Genomic DNA, 19469 nt, shown 5'->3' with positions numbered 1-19469 from the left:
AAACCATCAGACATATTGGGCGGCGGCATGCGCTGACGCCCAGGCCCACTGGAAGTTATAGCCACCTAAATGGCCCGTCACATCCAGCACCTCACCGACAAAATACAAGCCTTTCTGCTTTTTACTTTCCATGGTTTTGGAAGAAACTTCAGTGGTATCGACGCCACCTAAAGTCACTTCTGCGGTACGGTAGCCTTCGGTCCCTGACGGTTTGACTTCAAAGCTGTGCAGGCGCGCTGCAATCTGCTCCAGTTTTTCATCACTCAGCTGTCCGATGGCGCTTTCCGCCTGTTCCGGCCAGATCAGCTGTTGCAGCTCTGCCACCACACTTTTCGGTAAATGTTCGGCCAGTAAGGTACGTAACAGCACTTTCGGCTGGCTGGATTTTTTGGCTTTAAAAAACTCGGCTAAATCCACGGCCGGCAGGAAGTCGATATGAAAACTTTGGCCGACATCCCAGTAATTGGACAGCTGCAGCGAACTTGGTCCGCTTAAACCGCGGTGAGTAAACAGCAAAGCTTCGGTAAAGCTGTTTAGCGTATTGGAAAGTGTGGCCTCTACGGCATTACCACTGAGGCGGGTAGTGACTTCTTTAAAACTGTCGGAAAAGGTAAACGGCACCAAGCCAGCACGGGTTGGATAGACATGATGACCAAACTGCTTGGCAATTTCATAACCGATTCCGGAACCCCCTAGCGTCGGAATGGACAGGCCGCCACTGGCGACGACCACAGATTCCGCCTGAAAATAACCTAAAGTGGTTGCGACCTGAAAACCCAAATCATCTATGGCGGTCATGGCTTTGACTTCACAGCTGGTTTTAATCTCGACCAGACCGGTTTTGTCACACTCGGCCAGCAGCATATTCAGAATGTCTTTGGCGCCATTTAAGGTAAACAGCTGCCCATGTTTACGTTCTTCATAGTCAATGCCATATTCGCAGACCAGCCCGATAAAATCCCAATTGGTATAGCGGCTGAGCGCGGAAATCACAAAATGCGGATTATGTGAAATATAGTTGCTTGGCTCGACATAGAGGTTGGTGAAATTGCATTTACCACCGCCCGACATCAGGATTTTCTTGCCAACTTTATTGGCTTTTTCCAGCACCAATACTTTGCGTCCGCGCTGGGCAGCCATATAGGCGGTCATTAAACCAGACGCACCGGCACCCAAAACTAGAACATCGTATTGATTTGCTGTTGCCATGTTGCACCGAGAGAAAATGAAAGCGGACTATTATAGACTTTATCGTTTGATGATGCCGCATTTTCCAGATTGAAATGTGCGCAGAATATTTACTTTTCCTATAAAGCAGGAATGGTCTATCAATAAACCAAATCATCGTTAGCAAGGCCACATTTTACTGTTTCAAGGTGATTTTTTACGCGGCAAAGTCGTGTTTATTTGATCTGGTTTTATTTTAAAGTAGTTTTAAATCAATAGTTTAATATTTATTAAAGGGGCATTGTTGTTCAGAATAAATAGCAATTTTTAGACATATTTTTTATGTCATGACTTTGTCTCTTGGGGAACACAATGAATAAAACATTATTAAGCCTGGCGGTAATTTTGAGTATGGCTCTCACTGGCTGCGGTGGCGGCGGTGGCAGTGACAGCAATACGGCAGCATCTTCAAATCCATCTGCACCGGCTCCTGTGACGCCAACTTCACCTGGTTCAACACCTGATACCACGCCTGTCACTGCCAGCTTGATCAATGACGTTCGCTTTGCAGATCTGGCCACCGAATTTAGTGCCCAGACTTTTGGTCTGGACAGCTGGAATCCGAAAGCGATGGTGGTGCATCAGGATATTTTGTATGTGGCCAATGACAGCGCCGAGGCAAGCATTTTGAGTTATGACCTGAAAGCCAAGCGAGTCTTGAGTTCGATCCATGCCCAGAATATTTCCGGCATTGGTCGGCCGTGGAATCGGCTGTTTGATTTAAGTGTACATAACGACCGCTTATATGCGGCTTCTTATTCGTCTAACCGGGTCGATGTCTTTGATTTAGGCTCAGGCGAACCACAATTTCTGATGTCGTTGGGAACCGGCAGTTGGTCGGGTGATCAGCACAATACCGTGGTGGTGCATCCCATGTCGGTGGCAGCGAATGATCAATATGTATTTGCCACAGATACGCATAGCCGGATTAATGTCTGGAAGCAAAGTGAGATCAGTAGCACCAATCATTTAAAAGCCAAAAAATATGCACGTTTGTCCTTGCCGAACTGTGGTTATAACTGTAGTGCGCGTTTGGAAGCTGTCGGTAATTTGCTGTATGCCAGTTTTAATAATGGCATGAGCTATGTATATGACCTGACTCATCTTGAAGAAGGCGCAACAAACGTGGCGGCGACACGACAGGAAAATGTGGGAACACGGGTATTTCATGCCGCGGATGACCAGCGTTTTTATGCAGCCCATACTTCAGGCCGGATCGACAGTTCAGCTTTACCAAATACGCAAAATCTACAGAATATTTTTCCAGCCGTAGAAGAAAGTTTTTATAAATATCGTACGGCAGGGGCGAGTACCGATCAGCAACTGGCCGGTGCCTTAGATATTCAGGTTAGTCAGGAACATTTATTCAGCCTGTTTAACGGCAAAATTGTCATGATGCCGCTTAAGCGATTGCAGCAGTTCCAGTCCAATACTGCTGCCACAGTCACGGCATTCAAGCAGCAGCAGGCCCAAAGCCGCAGTTATGTGCTGCAAGATGGGGAAAGCTGGGAAACCCTGACCAATGAAAACCTGCGCCATTTTTATATGGATAATATTTTATCGGCAAATTTACAGCATCAGCTTCTGGCCTTGCAAAGCTATAGTGCGGCACCGGTCCGTGATCTGGAAATTCACGCCAGACTGAAAGATACCGAGCAATGGTTTGTGTTGGCCCGCTTGGACCATCTGGATGCTTTTAGCCAGGTCAAACTCAAACTGAATATCAATGAAAATATGCATTTCCCATTGCTGCAGGGCACAGGTTCGGTTCAGCTAAGAAATTTAGGCAACTTCCAGCAGTTACCGGCAGATTTACTCGAGTTAAAAATCAGCTCCGCAACCGATCCGCATGTACAAAAGCTCATGAGTTTAAAGCCGAAATGGAAAATTCATTTTGGCAACTTTGCCCCTGAAACGCATGGCAATTGGGGCAAAATTACTCCAGCCTATGCGCGTGAATGGGTGATTATGATTACCAATTTTGCCTATCTGGTGAATAGCCCTGAGTTTAAACACATTTGGTTTAACCATAAAGCGGTCATGGGGCATGACTTCTTTGGCAACAAGGGCCAAGTGGTCGGAGATGGCGGTTACTTTACCGCAGCGGAGTATCAAAAATATTATGATGAGATTATGAACCGTGGCAAAGTGACGCTCGGGGTGACCACCGTGGGCGGCGGTTTAGGCGGACGAAATGTGCTGGGAGTCGATACCTGGCTGTTCTATGCGCATTATTTCAATACCAGTATTGGCATTGTGGGCCATGAGTTCGGCCATCACTGGGGCAGCCACGACAGCGCCTGGGCCAAAGGTGGCTATGGTTTACAGGAAATTAATCAGCAATTGCATCAATATTTACAGCGTAAACAGCGCTTGCCGTATATGGACCCAGAGCTGAATAAATTCCACTTAACGCCACGGGCTGAGCTCTATAACGGGGTCGCAGAAAATATGCGCCGGCCACGTCCGGATTCACATGTGAATCATCTGGAGCGCTATTTTGCCGCCAATCCATTGCCAGAGACCAATCAGCCTTAAGTTTTGATTTTCCTTCCATCCAGTTGAAACTGTATCCGCTGGATGGAAGCCCGATTGAGGACGTCACAACAGATGAACTTTGAATTTCACAGCACATACAGATCATCAACAAAACTTTCATCAGACTTTTTTATGATCTGTTTATATTAAGGTGTCGAGCTTCAACTTGACGCAGTTACACTTTGATTGGCTTAACAATAAACAGAAATGTCGGCTAGGCATCTACATCTGGTATCGGACTTTATAAAAAAGGAAAAAATCAATGAATCAAACCGCGGGGCTGGATCAGCTCAAACAATACAACCTGATCACCTATATTCTGTATATCGCCGGCTTTTTTGTCGGTGTTACGCCAATTATTGCCATTATCATGAATTATTTAAAACGTGCAGAAATGCGTGGCACCTGGCTGGAAAGTCATGTGAACTGGCAAATCAAAACTTTTTGGGTGACGCTGATTGCCTATCTGGTCGGTGCGGTTCTGACCACCATTCTGATTGGTTTTATTGTGCTGTTGCTGGCCTTTATCTGGCATATCTACCGTTTGGTGAAAGGCCTGATGGCGCTAAACAATAACCAGTCGGTATCATAAATAGACTGCACTTGAAGCTGATGCTTTAAAACGCACGTCCCTGTAGCCCGCCAGTATGGATCAGTAAAATTTTCTGGTCTGGTCCAATTTTATCTTGGTCAATCAGATCAAAGATGCCGCGCAGCATTTTGCCGGTATAAACCTGCTCCAGCGGAATATTATAACGCTGCTCAAACGTCTGAATAAACTGGATTAATTCGGGTGTGGTTTTGGCATAACCGCCACAGCAATAATTATCCAGAATACGCCAGTTGCGTTTGGACGTGAGCTGCGCGACCTCATGAGTTAAAAAATCACCTTTTAAGGCCGAAAATCCCAGCAATTGCTGATGTTGCTGGCTGGCCTCAATCAACCCGGCAAACGTGCCACCCGTACCGACGGCACAGCAGATTAGATCGAATTGCGCATCTTCCGCTGTCAGAATTTCCCGACAACCTTGAATAGCCAGCGCATTGGTGCCACCTTCCGGAATCAGATAAAAATCGGGATATTGCTGTTGCAGGTGCTGCAAAAAATCGGGCTGATCTTTCTGGCGATAGGCATTGCGGGAGATAAACTCCAGCTGCATGCCAAATTGCTGCGCCGTAGCCAAGGTTGGGTTTAGAGGACGCTGCGCCAGTTCTTCACCGCGAATCATCCCTAAGCTCTGAAAACCAAACTTATGCGAGGCAAAAGCGGTTGCAGCAATATGATTGGAATAGGCTCCGCCAAAGGTCAGCACTTTTTCAAACCCCTGTTGCCGGGCGGCCAGCAGGTTGTATTTCAGTTTAAAAAACTTGTTGCCCGAAATCTGCGGATGAATCAGATCCAGCCGCTTGATGCTGATGCGCTGGTGGCGATATTCAATGTGCTGATAAGGCACTTGCTGGGCAATAGAATCAAACATAGACAGAACGGAACGTTTTTGACAATTCTAACTGAAAACGGGGCGCGGTCAGTAAAGACATTTAAATAATCTCTCACGATAAAAGCCGGATCGGGCTTGCATAAAAATAGTAACTGTGTAAAAAATAAACATATAGACCTTGCAGAAAGGGAGAATAATGATGAAAAGAATCATCTTCCTGCTTATTTTAATCCAGGGCGCTTTACTGGCGGCTTGTGACCCGACCAAAGATTTAAACCAGCCCAAAACGGAAGAAACACGCAGCATGATTATTGGCGGTGTGCCGGTGCATGATCAGGATTATCTGCTGCCCAAGCAAGAAGCGAGTGTGAGGCCAGAGCAGACCGATCCATCACAGATTTATTAATATTGTATTTAATTGATGATCTTGAAAAGCGCTCAGGCCATGCTGGTATCTGGGCGCTTTTTTATGGCAAGCAAATTTCAGCAGATTGATTAAAATACGGAGTGAATTTTATAAGGTCAGTATAAAGATCTATAGTGAAAAATATCGTGAAAATCAAAACAACTGGTAAAAAATAGGAAGATATTCAAAGCACTTGCTTGTAAAATGCCGGCAGATCATTGTATTGGATAGGACTGTGGAATCCGTTTTTATTTTGGGATCAATTGCGCTGGCATTGATGTTGGGGGCCATGAGTCCGGGGCCAACATCAATTTATGTGGCGAAAAACTCGATTGCGATTTCACGTCAGCATGGTCTGTTTACCGCGCTGGGCACCGGTTTGGGCGCAGCCATCTTTGGTTTGCTTGCGGTGCTGGGCTTACAGGCCTTTTTACTGGCTGTGCCATCGGCTTATCTGGCCTTAAAAATTTGTGGCGGTTTATACCTGCTGTGGCTGGCATTTAAAATTATTAAACATGCCAAAGACCCAATTCAGGCTGAGCATGCTGCTGGTACGCAAATGTCCTTACGCCGTGCTTTTATGACCGGTCTGATTACTCAATTGTCGAATCCTAAAATTGCTATTGTGCTGGCCAGTATTTTTACCGCGCTATTACCCAAAGAGATTCCACTGTATTTTTATTTTGTCCTGCCTATTCTGTGTTTCTTTATTGATGCCGGCTGGTGTTCCTTGCTGGCGGTGGCACTATCGGCGGAAAAACCGCGCGCAGTCTATTTAAAGTTTAAAAAAGTATTTGATCGTGCGGCCGGTGTGGTGATGACGGTGCTGGGTCTAAAACTGATTTTTGGTATGAAATAGATGGCTTAAATTGTGTTGATCGTTGATTAACATATCTCAAAAAAGCCTCCGTTTTGTCGGAGGCTTTTTTATCTTAGAACATATTTTCTTCAGAATTGGCAGAAATCCGGTGAATGGATAAATCCGCGCCATTAAATTCTTCTTCCTGACTTAAACGGATCCCCATCAGCAGTTTCAGTACGCCGTAAATCAGGAAACCACCGGCCAGTGCAATCAGAATCGCCAGCGCTGTGCCGAATAGCTGGGAGATCAGGGATACGCCCCCCATACCACCGAGCCATTGCTGCCCAAAGATACCGACTGCCAGTCCACCAAAAGCACCACATACGCCATGCAAGGGCCAGACACCAAGCACATCATCAATCTTGAGTTTATTCTGGGTATAGGTGAAGAGTTTGACAAACATAATCCCGGCGATGCCGCCAATCACAAAGGCACCGAGTGGATGTACCACATCGGAGCCGGCGCAGATGGCCACCAGACCGGCAAGTGGACCATTATGTAAAAAGCCCGGGTCATCTTTGCCTGCAATTTTAGCGGCTATTGTGCCCCCGACCATCGCCATTAAAGAATTGATTGCCACCAGTCCGGAAATGGCATCCAGACGCTGTGCGCTCATGACATTAAAGCCAAACCAGCCGACAATTAAAATCCAGGAACCCAAAGCCAGAAAAGGAATCGACGAAGGCGGATGCGCACTGATACGACCATCTTTTTTATAGCGCCCATAACGCGCGCCCAGCAGAATCACCGCGGCCAGTGCAATCCAGCCCCCCATGGCATGTACCACCACCGAACCGGCAAAATCATGGAAACTGGCACCAAAGCTGTGTGCTAGCCAGAGTTGCAGACCAAAGTTGCCATTCCAGATCATCCCTTCAAAAAATGGATAAATCAGCGCCACCAGAAATAAGGTCGCCAAGGCCTGCGAACGCATTTTGGCACGTTCGGCAATCCCACCAGAAATAATGGCCGGAATCGCCGCTGCAAAGGTCAGCAGGAAAAAACAGCGCATCAGGTTATAGCCATGATCGGCCGCCAGAGTGGTCGAGCTATGGAAAAAATGCTGGCCATAGGCAATGTAATAGCCCACCAGAAAATAGGCCACTGCAGAAATAGCAAAGTCTGTGAGAATCTTGCTTAGGGCATTGACCTGATTTTTATGCCGAACGGTGCCGAGCTCTAAAAATGCAAATCCGGCATGCATGGCCAGCACCAGCACTGCACCAAGAAGGAGAAATAATAAGTCGATATTTGGCATTGTGCGTTCCAATTGAGTGCACGGGATCAGGAAAAGAAACTCAGTATATCGAGGCGAATAGATTGTAAAAGAGGGGCAGACTGCGGAAATTTTGATGAAGAATTTCGTGAAATGAATAAGACTCGATATAAAGCACAGTGCGGTTTTTTGCACCAAATCCAGTCTTTTTTGAACGCTGTAAAATTCAATATTATTGGCTATTTTTGAAGGATTTAAATTGATTGATACAAAGATGTGCAGCAGTTTGTATGTTTACGGTGCATTTTGAAACAGGCTGGACTGTTTAGAAAATTTTAAAAATTAAGGCGAAAATTGCTGCGAGGGCTAATGTGGTTGCGTGTAGGAACAGAAAAAGTGCGAAAGAATAGCAAGGAATACTGGATGTAAAACAGCAGAACCCCATTAGCGGGGTTCTGTTTATAAAACTGACTTAGCTCAAGAGAACTGAGTTAATCGGTAAAATGCACAGGGATCCATTGATAGGTGTCATCATCTTCTGCATAGATATGACCAAGACCAGGGTAAGGTAAATGTGGTGCCGCAATTAGTTGTCCGTTTTGGGCATATTCAGCAAAGTGTTTTAGACGAGTTTGTACTGCTGTTGCAGGATCAAAATCGAACTCAACGGCTGTTTCTGGTTCATCAAACTGCAAAGTATGTGAATGGACAATATCACCTATAAAGACAACCTCTTGACCATTGGTTTTCAGCTTAAAGCTGTAATGACCAGGGGTATGACCAAAAGATGGTTTGAATTCGATATCGCCAAAACGCAATGATTTATCTGAAAAGACTTTAACTTGCTTAGCTTTTTCATAAGGGGCAAGCGCAGCTTTAATTTTCTCGACTGTACCTAAAAATGCGGCTTGTTTATCTTTCGGTAATTTTTTAACTGTGTTTGGACTTAGCCAATAATCGTATTCCGTTTTTGAAATATGTAATGTCGCATTTGGATAATTTGCTACCCCATTATTAGAAATACCGCAGACATGGTCTGGGTGTAAGTGTGTCAGGAAAATACCATTCACTTGGGTAGGTTCATATCCTGATGCTTTTAGATTGTTATAGATTGAGCCTAAGTGTGTGCCAAAACAGCTTGCAGCGCCGCTATCGACCATGAGCAGTTGGTTGCCTGTATTAATAACAAAGGCATTGACTGAGGTTTGAATGCCTTTTTCATTAATGGCTGCATATTTCTTTAAAATTTCAGTTTTTTGACTGTCGCTTAAGCTTTTAAATAAAGATGGATTTAAGTAGTTTGTGCCATCAAGTAGGGCGGTGATTTGGGTATTGCCGATTTGGTGGTGGTAGTAGCCAGCGACTTGTTTTTGTTGGGCAATAGTCGGTTCAGTAGCGTAAGTGGTGATGGTTGTGGTGCTGAGAGCGAATGCGAGTAGTATAGGTTTTAAAGTTTTCATAGGGTTCTTTTAGGTTTTAAAGGATTCGTACTTTTTTATCATATTTATTAAACAAGTTTAAAATTAATTGGAAGCTCGTTCTCCCTCTGGGAGAAGGTTGGGATGAGGGCTATGACCACTATTTTTTTATCCGTCTTACTTTTGTCGGGGCAAAAGTAACAAAACCCCTTTGTTCGTTAGAGGGCACGTCCGTGTGCCCCTAACGAACGGGCGACATCCATGTCGCCCTTCTTGAGGTGTAATACTTTTAATTAATATTCGTCCTCTTCAAATTTGATAGATGGAAAGTAATGTTTTGGGTCATATCCATCACAATATTCAAATGGAATATTTTTGATAAAATCATATTTATTAATGAAATCACTTTGGAGCCATTTTTTTCCAAAGCGTGATAGCACATTGAAAAAAATTACATAAAGCTCAGGATTTGAGAGTTGAGCACGGTAGATTTTGATTAATTCATATTTTTCAAAATCATTTAGAATTTTTGATTCATCCACCATTTTTATAGCATTGTACATATTTCTGAAATAAGAGCTTAGATATGTTTGATTTGCTCTTAAGAATTTATTGGTTCCATTTGATTTGGTCTTTAGCTCACTTTGAATATCTTTGATTATTTCTAAAGTTAGAGTGTTATATCTACCTAATTTATTATGAATAAAATTAGTCCAAGAACCTTCGAGTCCGTAATAAAAAATAATATAGCTAATATCTGCTAACTCTTGTTCTGAAAATTCTAAAGTATGCTTTGAAAATATATAATTTACTGTTTCTAGGATTTTTTTAAATTGAATTTTAAATTGTATGAAAGCTCTTTTACCTTCCACCATACCTTTTTCAGGATTAAGGTGAGGAATACAGATGTAGTTTAAATGCTGATTATGACAATCAAGCATCTTAAAAAAATTATTCTCTAAATTGTTTTTTTGAGATTCAATTTTTTGTTGAAATATTGTATAGATTAAAAGGAAAACACTTGATGCACTAAGTATAGTGCCAATGAGTCCCCCATATAGATTTCCAAATTGTGCTGATAAATTAGCGTCTATTATCTTAGAGCTACCAATATTAAAAGTCTGATTTGAGAAAATAAATATGCTTCCTACAAAACTAAGTATAATAAGTATTAAAGGAACATATAAGCCTAAGTATTTAATAAATTTATTCATATTGTTAAGTTTTGAAATTTAATAAAAATATACCAATTTTTTGATTTGTTGTCTAAAGAGTAGGTGAATTAAAACAATAAAAAAGCCCCTACAATGTAGAGGCTTTTTCTTATCTCAATTCAAAAATTAAGACACTTTATCACCCGGTTTAGCACCAGTTTCAGGTGAAATCACCCAAACACCGTCGCCATTACCCGCAGCCAAAACCATACCGTTAGAAATACCAAAACGCATCTTACGTGGTGCAAGGTTCGCCACCATCACCACCAATTTGCCTTTTAGGTCTTCAGGCTGGTAGAACTCACGAATACCGCTAAATACGTTACGTGGTTCAGCTTCACCGACATTTAAAGTCAATTGAAGAAGTTTATCTGAACCTTCAACCGTTGCAGCGTCTAAAACTTCCGCTACACGCAAATCAACTTTCATAAAGTCGTCAATGCCAATGATCTCAGCTTCACCGACTTTAGGTTCAGGTTTCTTTTCAGCCTTCTTCTCTTTTTTCTTTTCCGCTTTTGGTGCTTCTGCAGGTGCAGATAAAGAATCTTTAGATGCATCGACCATTGCAGCAACCGCTTTCGGGTCAACACGTTGCATTAAAGGTTGGAACAATGCAATTTCATGACCCACTAATACTTGCTTACGAGATTCAAAGTTAAAGCTGTCGAGTTGTAAGAACGCTTGAACTTGCTCTGCCAATGTTGGTAATACAGGTGCAAGGTAAATCGCCAATTGACGGAACAGGTTGATCCCGACAGAACACACATCATGCACTTGCTGTTCTTCGCCTTCAATTTTCGCAAGCGCCCAAGGCTTTTTCTCATCAATGTATTGATTGGCTTTATCAGCAAGCGCCATGATTTCACGAATCGCTGTTGAGAATTCACGTGCTTCGTATGCTTGCGCGATTGAATCACCAGCGTCAATAAAGCTTTGCACCAGTTCAGGCTCGGCACAGGTTGCGCTTAATGTATTATCAAACTTGGTGTTAATAAATTTGGCACAACGGCTGGCAATATTCACTACTTTACCCACCAAGTCAGAGTTTACTTTCTGCACGAAATCATCCAGATTCAAATCAGAATCTTCAACTTTATCAGACAGTTTAGAGGCAAAGTAGTAACGTAAGTATTCCGGATTCAAGTGCTGTAAATACGTTTCCGCTTTAATAAACGTACCGCGAGATTTCGACATCTTCTGGCCGTTTACAGTCAAGAAACCGTTTACAAATAAACCGGTTGGGGTGCGGTAGTTGGCACCTTCCAACATTGCTGGCCAGAACAGCGCGTGGAAATAGACAATATCTTTACCAATGAAGTGATAGACCTCATTGTCAGAATCTTTTTTCCAGTAATCATCAAAATTCAGGTCTGGACGTTTGGTTTTGACGTAGTTTTCAAAGCTCGACATATAGCCGATAGGTGCATCGACCCAAACGTAGAAATATTTATTTGGCGCATCTGGAATTTCAAAGCCGAAGTAAGGTGCATCACGAGAGATGTCCCAATCGTTCAGGCCATTGTCAAACCATTCATCTAACTTGTTGGCAATTGATACCGGCAAACGGCCTTCATCACGGGTCCATTTTTGCAGGTATTCACCAAAGTTTGGCAATTTAAAGAAGTAGTGATCCGATGATTTTTCAATCGGCGTGGCACCGCTTAACGTCGATTTCGGATTTAACAGTTCAGTGGCGTTATACGTGGTTCCGCAGACTTCACATGAGTCGCCGTACTGATCTTCGGCTTTACATTTCGGGCAGGTGCCTTTAATGAAACGGTCCGACAGGAACATGCCTTTTTCCGGGTCGAACAGTTGTGTCACAGGACGAACGGCAATATTGCCAGCATCACGGTTCTTGAGATAAATTTCTTGCGCGCGCGCCTTGTTGGTGTCGCTATGGGTGGAATCATAATGATCAAAATCGACCTTAAAGCCGGCAAAATCACGCATATGTTCGGCCTGAACATTGGCAATCTGCTGTTCTGGTGAAATACCGTTGGCTTCAGCACGTAGCATGATGGCGGTACCGTGAGCATCATCCGCACAGACATAAGTCACTTCATGGCCCATTGCACGCATGGCACGAACCCAGATATCTGCCTGGATATAACCGAGTAAGTGGCCCATATGGATTGGACCATTGGCGTATGGAAGGGCGTTGGTGACTAAAATTTTACGCACGGATTAACTCTCTCATTCGTATTCATTATGCAATGTCCGCGATTTTACCTTAGATGATGCAGGCTTGCACAAGGGAATCGGTGAATTCTTTTCAGGACCGGATAAAATCTGCATTTCTGTGCCGAAAAAACAGAAAAAACCAAGTCTTTGACTAAGATTTATAATTCCTGTGGCTGTGCTGGCTTAACCTTCGTTTAAATACCCGTTAAACTAGGGCATTCGGTTGTATATCCAGATTTGGAGTAACTTTATGTCGTGGCTTTCTTCACTAAAATCGGTCTTTGCTCCTGCACAGGAGGTGAAAGAGGAAGAAATCCAGAAGGTACTGCAAAACTATGTACTTCCTGCTTCCCAAAACGCACTCAAAGAGCGTATTTCTCAGGTCAATGTACAGGGACAAATCCTGCAATTAACCATCAATACTTATCCGGAAGAAAAACAGTATTTGCAGCAGATTCATGATGAACTAGCCGATGCACTCGAGCAATGCGGCATCAAGGAACTGAATCTGCATGTGGTGCAGCAAAAAACCGGGGCGAAAAAAGAGGGCGGCTGTGGTCATAACCATGCCGAAGGTGAAAGCTGTTCCAGCAAGCCACAAGTTGCAGCAAAATCCAGTCTGCCACCTGTGGTCGATGCTTCGGCAAGTTCAGATGCGCTCAAGCAAGCCAATGCCAACTATCAACCCCAGCAAGAAGAAGCGCCAATTCAAAAAGCTGCACCGCAGCAGCGTGATGTGCCAAAACATCCACGTATTCAAAACGTAATTCTGGTGTCATCCGGTAAAGGTGGGGTTGGAAAATCAACCACTACCGTTAATCTGGCCTTGGCGATGCAACAGCTGGGTCTGAAAGTGGGTGTATTGGATGCCGATATTTATGGCCCGAGTATTCCAACCATGCTCGGCAATGCCGGCCAAACCCCGATGATTGAAGCCGAGCATTTTGTGCCTTTAGATGCTTATGGGATGGCGGTGCTGTCGATTGGTCATTTAACTGGTGATCATAATACCCCGGTGGCTTGGCGTGGACCAAAAGCTACGGGTGCCCTGATGCAGTTATTCAATCAGACCTTGTGGCCAGATTTAGATGTACTGGTGATTGATATGCCGCCGGGAACCGGTGATATCCAGTTAACCCTGGCGCAGCGTATTCCGGTCACGGGTGCCGTAATTGTCACTACACCGCAAAACGTAGCCTTAATGGATGCGACCAAAGGCATTGAGCTGTTTAACCGTGTACAGATTCCGGTGATAGGTGTGATTGAAAATATGTCGACGCACATCTGTTCTAACTGTGGTTTTGAAGAGCAAATTTTTGGGACCGGTGGTGGCGATCAACTGGCCGAGCAATACGATATTCCATTACTGGGCCGTTTGCCGCTGAATGTACAGATTCGTGAAAATGCCGATGCCGGTAAACCGTCTGTGATTGCCGAAGATGATGCAGCCGACAGCTATCGGGAAATTGCCCAGAAAATCATGGATAAACTGCCAAAAGCAGACAAAGACCAGAACCGGATTTTTTAATTCTGTAATGTAGTGAATAGAAAAAAGCCCAATCTTCAGATTGGGCTTTTGTTTTAGGCAGATGATGAACCGGATGGCGTCGATTTTTGCTTTCTGGCTTGCAGCACATTAACAGCCACTGCAATCACCACCATGATGGTACCGGCAATATCGGTATAGGTTTCCGGAATAATCATCATTAAGGCACCCACCCCCATGAAAATTCGCCAGAACCAGTTTAAACCGGTTTTGAAATAGCCCTCGACCGCCGCGCCCAAGGCTAGAATCCCAATAACCGAAGTCACGGTAATGCTGACAATGGTGGTCCAGGCCGGGAAGGCAAATTCACGCGCATTAACGGCCACATTGGTGGTATCAATCATCAGCATGGCCGGGTTATATACAAACAGGAACGGCACAATAAAACCGGCCAGTGACAGTTTCAGTGCCTGAAAACCGGTCCGCATCGGGTCGCCGCCAGCAATCCCGGCACCGGCAAAGGCGGCCAGCGCCACTGGCGGGGTGATATTGGCAAACAGACCAAAATAGAACACAAACATGTGCGCTACCAAGGTCGGAATATCAAAATGGGCCAAGGCTGGTGCAGCCATGGTCGCGGTAATGATGTAGGCCGGAATCGAAGGCAGGCCCATGCCCAGAATCATGGAGGCCAGCATGGTAAAGAACAGCGTCAGGAACAGGCTGCCCGCACCAATACTCATAATGGATGAAGTCATGACAGTACCAAAACTGGTCAGGCTGACCACCCCAATAATAATTCCGACCACCGCACAGGCCGCCATCACCGATAAGGACTGCCGGGCACCATCGGCCAGGGCATCCAGAATCTCCCGAATTCCCATGCGGGTAGATTTTCTAAAGGCTGCCACAATAACCGTAAGCACAATGGTATACACCGCGGCATAACTGACCGGAATTGACTGGAACAGGAAAAACACCAGCGCCACAATCGGAATCAGCAAATGCCCGCGCTCTTTCAGCACTTCTTTAACCCGGGGCAAATCTGCTTTGGGTACTCCTTTTAGGTTGTCTTTCCCGGCACGAAAATGGACTTGGGCCATCACGCCTAAATAATACAACAGCGCCGGCAGGGTCGCGGCTAGGGCGATGGTGCCATAACTGACGCCGGTAGTTTCCGCCATAATAAAGGCACTGGCGCCCATCACCGGCGGTAAAATCTGTCCACCGACCGAAGCACTGGCTTCCACCGCGCCGGCAAAATTTTTGTGATAGCCAATCTTTTTCATCAGCGGGATGGTAAAGGAACCGGTGCCGACCACATTCGCCACTGCTGTACCATTAATACTGCCCATAAAGCCACTGGAAATAACCGCCACCTTGGCCGGGCCACCCTGTTTATGTCCGGCCAGTGCCATGGCCAGATCATTAAATAATTTGCCCATCCCCGATTTGGCCAGAAAAGCGCCAAATAAAATAAACAGGAAAATGAAAGTCACCGATGCGCCAATCGCCGATGAATACAGGCCTTCGGTTTTCAGATACATCTGCCCGAAAATATCACTCACGGTATAAGGCCGGGTCAGTAGCCGTTCCGGCATCCAGTTAAAATGACTGATAAAAGGATAAGCTAGGAAAATCAGCCCGAGAATCGGCAGCATCCAGCCCATGACCCGTCGTGCTGCTTCCACTACCAGCACCACGGTCATAATTGAAAACACAATATCCAGTACATTGGGAATCCCGCCGCGGGTGGTCATAATGGCCTGATATTCTTTCCATAAATATAAAAATGAAGCGAGAGAGGCGAGGGCCAGAATCCAGTCGAACCAGACCACATGCTGGCGGGAACTGGACTGTCGTGCGGGATAAAGCAAAAATACCAGCACCAGACCAATGGCCACGTGCGCCGAGCGTTGTAGCAGCTCTGGAAGCGGGTTAAAGGTAATAAACAGATGAAACAGCGAATAGCTGATGGCAATCGCGGCAATAAACCAGCTGACCGATTTGCTGCGAGGCTGACGCGTGACCGATTCCCGGTCAAATTTTTCCAGCAGGGCCTGCTGTTCTTTTTCATCCAGCTGTTCAATGGTTACTTTTTCTTGTTGTGTCATACGCAGTCTCCTTGACCCCACCATTTCCAGAACGGTCGTTGCTGTACCGAAAAATGCACCACCGTGTAATCAGGAAAATCTTCGGCAATGGGCCAGCGTTTCTGATTGATCTGGAGCTGTCCTTGCATACGGCGTGAAATGGTCCAATGTAATTCTTTTAAATGATGATTGACCTGCATACGTACCTGGCCATTGGCTTGGCGCAGCACAGGATAATGATCCGGTGTACCGGCACCAAAGGACACCAGGTCGGTATGCGTTAAAATAAAATGCTGATCTTCACGCTGATAATGTTCCTGCCAGCGGGTTTTTTCTACCGAATGTTGCCACTGCAACTGAAACTGTTGCGGGCGAATCACACAGCTGGTGTTAGGACCTTTGTGACTCTCTTCAATCTTGACTAAGGTATAACTTTGCGGAAACCACAGGCCGAGCAGGATGACCAGCATCAACAGAAAAAGTGCAGCCCAAACTGCACTTTTGTAGCTGAACATTAAGGTGCTGCCACCTCATCATAATAACGTTTCGCCCCCGGATGCAGCGGTGCAACCAGACCTTGCTGGGCTTTTTCCAGAGTAATATCGGTAGCGGCCTGATGGGCATTGGCCAAATTGCCTAAATTATCAAAGAAGGTTTTGGTCAGCTTATACACATCATCTTCAGACAGGTCGGAACGTACCACCAAGGCATTCATAATGGCTGCGGTCTGCACATCTTCTGCATTGCCATAAGTGCCTTTTGGAATTGCCATTGGCAGGAAGTAAGACTGGTTCTGGGCAATCTGTTTGACTTTATCTGCATTAATACTCACCAGTTGCAGATCAAAACTCTGTTGTAGTTCCATCAATGATGAATTTGGAATACCACTGGTCAGGAAGGCCGCATCCAGTTTGCCACCTTTTAAGGCATCGGCGGCTTCGGCATAACCTAGGTAATCGACTTTGACATCGTCATAGCTAATCCCAAAACCATTCAGCAGGGTACGCGCATTAACTTCCACCCCGGAGTTTTGTGCACCCACGGCAATACGTTTGCCTTTTAAATCTTCAATAGAGCGAATCCCGGATTTTTTTGAAGCCACAATCTGCACATAGTTAGGATATAAAGCCGCAATTTGCTGCACATTGCCAATTTTATCTTTAAAGCTGCCTGTACCCTGAATGGCTTCGGTCAGACTATCACTCATCACAAAAGCCATTTCGACTTTATTCTGTTTTAGCAGGTTCAGGTTTTCAACCGAAGCGCCGGTGGTCTGGGTTTTGGAGTTAACGCCGTAGGTTTTGTTATACAGTTCGGCCAGACTGGTCCCGATCACGTTATAGGGACCGGAGGCGCCACCCGTGGCAATACTGACAAAACGGGTTTGCAGTTTGTCGGCAGCAGCGGCACTGCTTTGTGGATCGGCCTGGGTGTTGTTCTGGCCCGGATCATTGGAACAAGCACTTACACCAGCTAAGGCCAGCGTCAGTAAGGTCAGTTGCGTCCATTTTTTCATTGACTTCTCCTGTGATTATTATCGTCATCCATTGTTGAAATATTGAAAGATTTCAAACTTAAAGCTGGTTCTGGTTATTCTGATTAAGGCAGCTTGTTGAGTTAAAAATTAACCGAATAATTTGAACTTGAACAGTTTTTTTACGCATTTATACAATTAGAGGTGGGTAAAAATGGACTAAAAACTCTTGATTTATTGGAGATGAACGGCCCAGTTTTGATGACTGTTATATATTCTTTAATATGTTTTTAAGTTTATGATAATTAATAATAAATATATTGTAATTGACTGTGTTTTTAGTTGAGGAATTCCTCTGTTTTGCTGCACAATGAGGCCAGTTACAATTTATTTTTTGCCTATGCCTTGCAACTCCATTACATTTGCAGCATTCGCGCATGAGGCTGGCTATGATTTCATGGTTTTTTATTGGTTTGGTGATCACCATCTTGTTGACACCTGGTCCAACCAACACCTTGCTGGCCTCTTCCGGAATTCAGGTCGGCATCCGTAAATCTTTTCATTTAATTCCCGCTGAAGCCTTTGGTTATCTGATTTCCATTACTCTATGGGGCATGCTAATCGGGCAGGTGTCGAGCCAGTTACCGTTATTGCCCACTGTGCTAAAACTGTTTAGTGCGGTTTATATCATTTATCTGGCCATCAAGTTGTGGCGTACTGCCAATGTCGAACAGCAGTTTCAGCAGCCGACCATTCGTGCACGTGAACTGTTTGTGGCCACTTTACTAAATCCGAAGGCCTTGCTGTTTGCTTCTGCAATTTTTCCGGCCATCGCCTGGACCAGCGCCGCACATTATGTGGCACATATTCTGATGTTCCTGATCCTGATTATTCCCATTGCTTTTTTCTGGACCCTGATTGGTTCCTTTTTGGCCAGCAATAAAATCCGCTGGCTTAATCCGGCCAATCTGCAAAAAACAGCATCCTTGCTGCTGTTCAGCTTTTCAATTCCGTTAAGTTATTCGGCGCTTTTAAGGCTTTAAATGACCCATCTACAGCAGGCAGAAAAGTCGACTTCATGCCTGCTTATTTCCATTGGTGCCGATTTCAGTTAAAGTACAGCGCAGTAAAACATTCGCTTTTGGATAGAAATAAATGGCAATTAAGTCTGATCGTTGGATTCGCGAAATGAGCGAAAAACACGGCATGATTGAACCGTATGCACATAATCAGGTTCGATTTGATGAAAATGGCAACAAACTGATTTCCTATGGCGTTTCAAGTTATGGTTATGACGTCCGTTGTGCGCGTGAATTTAAAGTATTCACCAATGTCCATTCTGCCATTGTTGATCCAAAAAACTTTGATGAAAAAAGCTTTATTGATATTGAATCGGATGTCTGCATTATTCCACCAAACTCGTTTGCCTTGGCGCGTACAGTTGAATATTTCCGTATTCCACGTAATGTTTTAACCGTGTGTCTGGGCAAATCGACCTATGCGCGCTGCGGTATTATTGTCAATGTCACGCCGCTCGAACCAGAGTGGGAAGGGCATGTGACCTTGGAATTCTCTAATACCACCAACCTGCCTGCACGTATTTACGCGGGTGAAGGCGTTGCACAGATGCTGTTCTTTGAATCAGATGAAGTATGTGAAACCTCCTATAAAGATCGTGGTGGTAAATATCAGGGCCAAACCGGGGTAACCTTACCGAAAGCCTGATAGTGGAAACTTAAAATAAAAACAAGCGAGCCGTTGTGCTCGCTTGTTTTTTCTCCAATTCATTCATCGGAAAAACGGGCTTTTTGGCCCGTATTTTTTTGCAATTGATAAATTATTACGCATAATGAACAACAATTATGACTTGGTAATCGCATGTTTTTAAGGATAAAAACACATAAATAAATAG

The 19469-nt window shown here is 44.7% G+C and carries 16 protein-coding genes; 7 read left to right on the top strand and 9 right to left on the bottom strand.

Annotation, left to right across the window (positions count from 1 at the left end; translation table 11 throughout):
* Window positions 1-6 precede the first annotated feature (6 nt).
* Window positions 7-1209, bottom strand: a complete 1203-nt coding sequence (locus F905_RS08355; RefSeq protein ID WP_005179591.1) for a BaiN/RdsA family NAD(P)/FAD-dependent oxidoreductase — start codon at window positions 1207-1209, stop codon at window positions 7-9.
* Window positions 1210-1539: 330 nt separating this feature from the next.
* On the opposite strand from F905_RS08355, the gene F905_RS08350 reads away from it, so the two are divergent.
* Together F905_RS08350 and F905_RS08345 are read left to right on the top strand one after the other, a co-directional pair.
* The gene (locus F905_RS08350; RefSeq protein ID WP_005179586.1) at window positions 1540-3765 is read left to right on the top strand and encodes a YncE family protein; all 2226 of its coding nucleotides are present in this window, start codon (window positions 1540-1542) and stop codon (window positions 3763-3765) included.
* 262 nt (window positions 3766-4027) lie between these two features.
* Entirely contained in the window at window positions 4028-4357 is a 330-nt protein-coding gene (locus tag F905_RS08345; RefSeq protein ID WP_005179581.1) for a DUF4870 family protein, read from the top strand.
* A 25-nt stretch (window positions 4358-4382) separates the two neighbouring features.
* On the opposite strand, the gene F905_RS08340 is transcribed toward F905_RS08345, so the two are convergent.
* The gene (locus F905_RS08340; protein ID WP_005179580.1) at window positions 4383-5243 is read right to left on the bottom strand and encodes a 1-aminocyclopropane-1-carboxylate deaminase/D-cysteine desulfhydrase; all 861 of its coding nucleotides are present in this window, start codon (window positions 5241-5243) and stop codon (window positions 4383-4385) included.
* A 160-nt stretch (window positions 5244-5403) separates the two neighbouring features.
* On the opposite strand from F905_RS08340, the gene F905_RS08335 reads away from it, so the two are divergent.
* Together F905_RS08335 and F905_RS08330 are read left to right on the top strand one after the other, a co-directional pair.
* Window positions 5404-5610 carry an NF038215 family lipoprotein gene (locus F905_RS08335; protein ID WP_005179579.1) on the top strand — a complete coding sequence of 69 codons (207 nt, stop codon included), beginning with the start codon at window positions 5404-5406 and terminating at the stop codon, window positions 5608-5610.
* Window positions 5611-5845: 235 nt separating this feature from the next.
* Window positions 5846-6469, top strand: a complete 624-nt coding sequence (locus F905_RS08330; RefSeq protein ID WP_005179578.1) for a LysE family translocator — start codon at window positions 5846-5848, stop codon at window positions 6467-6469.
* A gap of 73 nt (window positions 6470-6542) precedes the next feature.
* Here F905_RS08330 and F905_RS08325 read toward each other — a convergent pair whose 3' ends face one another.
* The 4 genes from F905_RS08325 to metG form a co-directional block, all read right to left on the bottom strand.
* Window positions 6543-7730, bottom strand: a complete 1188-nt coding sequence (locus F905_RS08325) for an ammonium transporter (protein WP_005179574.1) — start codon at window positions 7728-7730, stop codon at window positions 6543-6545.
* A 449-nt stretch (window positions 7731-8179) separates the two neighbouring features.
* On the bottom strand, window positions 8180-9148 hold the full coding sequence (locus F905_RS08320) for an MBL fold metallo-hydrolase (protein ID WP_005179573.1): 969 nt from the start codon (window positions 9146-9148) through the stop codon (window positions 8180-8182).
* Between the two features lie 251 nt (window positions 9149-9399).
* Window positions 9400-10320, bottom strand: coding sequence for a putative phage abortive infection protein (locus F905_RS08315; RefSeq protein ID WP_005179571.1), 921 nt, complete (start codon window positions 10318-10320; stop codon window positions 9400-9402).
* Window positions 10321-10446: 126 nt separating this feature from the next.
* On the bottom strand, window positions 10447-12504 hold the full coding sequence (metG, locus tag F905_RS08310) for a methionine--tRNA ligase (RefSeq protein ID WP_005179569.1): 2058 nt from the start codon (window positions 12502-12504) through the stop codon (window positions 10447-10449).
* A 250-nt stretch (window positions 12505-12754) separates the two neighbouring features.
* Here metG and apbC point away from each other — a divergent pair, with 250 nt between their 5' ends.
* The gene (gene apbC, locus F905_RS08305; protein ID WP_005179565.1) at window positions 12755-14032 is read left to right on the top strand and encodes an iron-sulfur cluster carrier protein ApbC; all 1278 of its coding nucleotides are present in this window, start codon (window positions 12755-12757) and stop codon (window positions 14030-14032) included.
* Between the two features lie 53 nt (window positions 14033-14085).
* Here the strand turns inward: apbC and F905_RS08300 are convergent, their stop codons facing one another.
* Genes F905_RS08300 through F905_RS08290 form a run of 3 tightly spaced genes read right to left on the bottom strand, consistent with a single transcriptional unit; the run spans window position 14086 to window position 17599 of the window.
* A complete protein-coding gene (locus tag F905_RS08300; protein ID WP_005179561.1) occupies window positions 14086-16104 on the bottom strand; it encodes a TRAP transporter permease in 2019 nt (672 codons plus the stop codon).
* Window positions 16101-16598: a DUF1850 domain-containing protein gene (locus tag F905_RS08295; protein ID WP_005179559.1), complete on the bottom strand. Its 498-nt coding sequence runs from the start codon at window positions 16596-16598 to the stop codon at window positions 16101-16103. Before F905_RS08295 ends, F905_RS08300 begins: the two co-directional genes overlap by 4 nt.
* Window positions 16598-17599, bottom strand: coding sequence for a TAXI family TRAP transporter solute-binding subunit (locus F905_RS08290; RefSeq protein ID WP_005179556.1), 1002 nt, complete (start codon window positions 17597-17599; stop codon window positions 16598-16600). The genes F905_RS08295 and F905_RS08290 overlap by 1 nt, the downstream gene beginning before the upstream one ends.
* Before the next feature lie 407 nt (window positions 17600-18006).
* On the opposite strand from F905_RS08290, the gene F905_RS08285 reads away from it, so the two are divergent.
* Together F905_RS08285 and dcd are read left to right on the top strand one after the other, a co-directional pair.
* Window positions 18007-18600, top strand: a complete 594-nt coding sequence (locus tag F905_RS08285; protein ID WP_005179555.1) for a LysE family translocator — start codon at window positions 18007-18009, stop codon at window positions 18598-18600.
* A gap of 112 nt (window positions 18601-18712) precedes the next feature.
* Window positions 18713-19282 carry a dCTP deaminase gene (gene dcd, locus F905_RS08280; RefSeq protein ID WP_005179553.1) on the top strand — a complete coding sequence of 190 codons (570 nt, stop codon included), beginning with the start codon at window positions 18713-18715 and terminating at the stop codon, window positions 19280-19282.
* The last annotated feature ends 187 nt before the right edge of the window (window positions 19283-19469 follow it).

The organism is Acinetobacter sp. CIP 53.82 (genome assembly GCF_000369465.1).
GTDB lineage: Bacteria > Pseudomonadota > Gammaproteobacteria > Pseudomonadales > Moraxellaceae > Acinetobacter > Acinetobacter indicus.
The sequence above is the reverse complement of the archived record's forward strand: the minus strand, read 5'-3'. Positions and strand labels throughout refer to the sequence as shown.

Excerpts from the sequence above, each read along its gene's own strand:
- F905_RS08320 (WP_005179573.1), bottom strand. The coding sequence starts at position 9,148 with ATGAAAACTTTAAAACCTATACTACTCGCATTCGCTCTCAGCACCACA.
- F905_RS08355 (WP_005179591.1), bottom strand. The coding sequence starts at position 1,209 with ATGGCAACAGCAAATCAATACGATGTTCTAGTTTTGGGTGCCGGTGCG.
- F905_RS08295 (WP_005179559.1), bottom strand. The coding sequence starts at position 16,598 with ATGTTCAGCTACAAAAGTGCAGTTTGGGCTGCACTTTTTCTGTTGATG.
- F905_RS08300 (WP_005179561.1), bottom strand. The coding sequence starts at position 16,104 with ATGACACAACAAGAAAAAGTAACCATTGAACAGCTGGATGAAAAAGAA.
- F905_RS08285 (WP_005179555.1), top strand. The coding sequence starts at position 18,007 with ATGATTTCATGGTTTTTTATTGGTTTGGTGATCACCATCTTGTTGACA.
- F905_RS08325 (WP_005179574.1), bottom strand. The coding sequence starts at position 7,730 with ATGCCAAATATCGACTTATTATTTCTCCTTCTTGGTGCAGTGCTGGTG.
- F905_RS08345 (WP_005179581.1), top strand. The coding sequence starts at position 4,028 with ATGAATCAAACCGCGGGGCTGGATCAGCTCAAACAATACAACCTGATC.
- apbC (WP_005179565.1), top strand. The coding sequence starts at position 12,755 with ATGTCGTGGCTTTCTTCACTAAAATCGGTCTTTGCTCCTGCACAGGAG.
- dcd (WP_005179553.1), top strand. The coding sequence starts at position 18,713 with ATGGCAATTAAGTCTGATCGTTGGATTCGCGAAATGAGCGAAAAACAC.
- F905_RS08315 (WP_005179571.1), bottom strand. The coding sequence starts at position 10,320 with ATGAATAAATTTATTAAATACTTAGGCTTATATGTTCCTTTAATACTT.
- F905_RS08335 (WP_005179579.1), top strand. The coding sequence starts at position 5,404 with ATGAAAAGAATCATCTTCCTGCTTATTTTAATCCAGGGCGCTTTACTG.
- F905_RS08350 (WP_005179586.1), top strand. The coding sequence starts at position 1,540 with ATGAATAAAACATTATTAAGCCTGGCGGTAATTTTGAGTATGGCTCTC.
- F905_RS08290 (WP_005179556.1), bottom strand. The coding sequence starts at position 17,599 with ATGAAAAAATGGACGCAACTGACCTTACTGACGCTGGCCTTAGCTGGT.
- F905_RS08340 (WP_005179580.1), bottom strand. The coding sequence starts at position 5,243 with ATGTTTGATTCTATTGCCCAGCAAGTGCCTTATCAGCACATTGAATAT.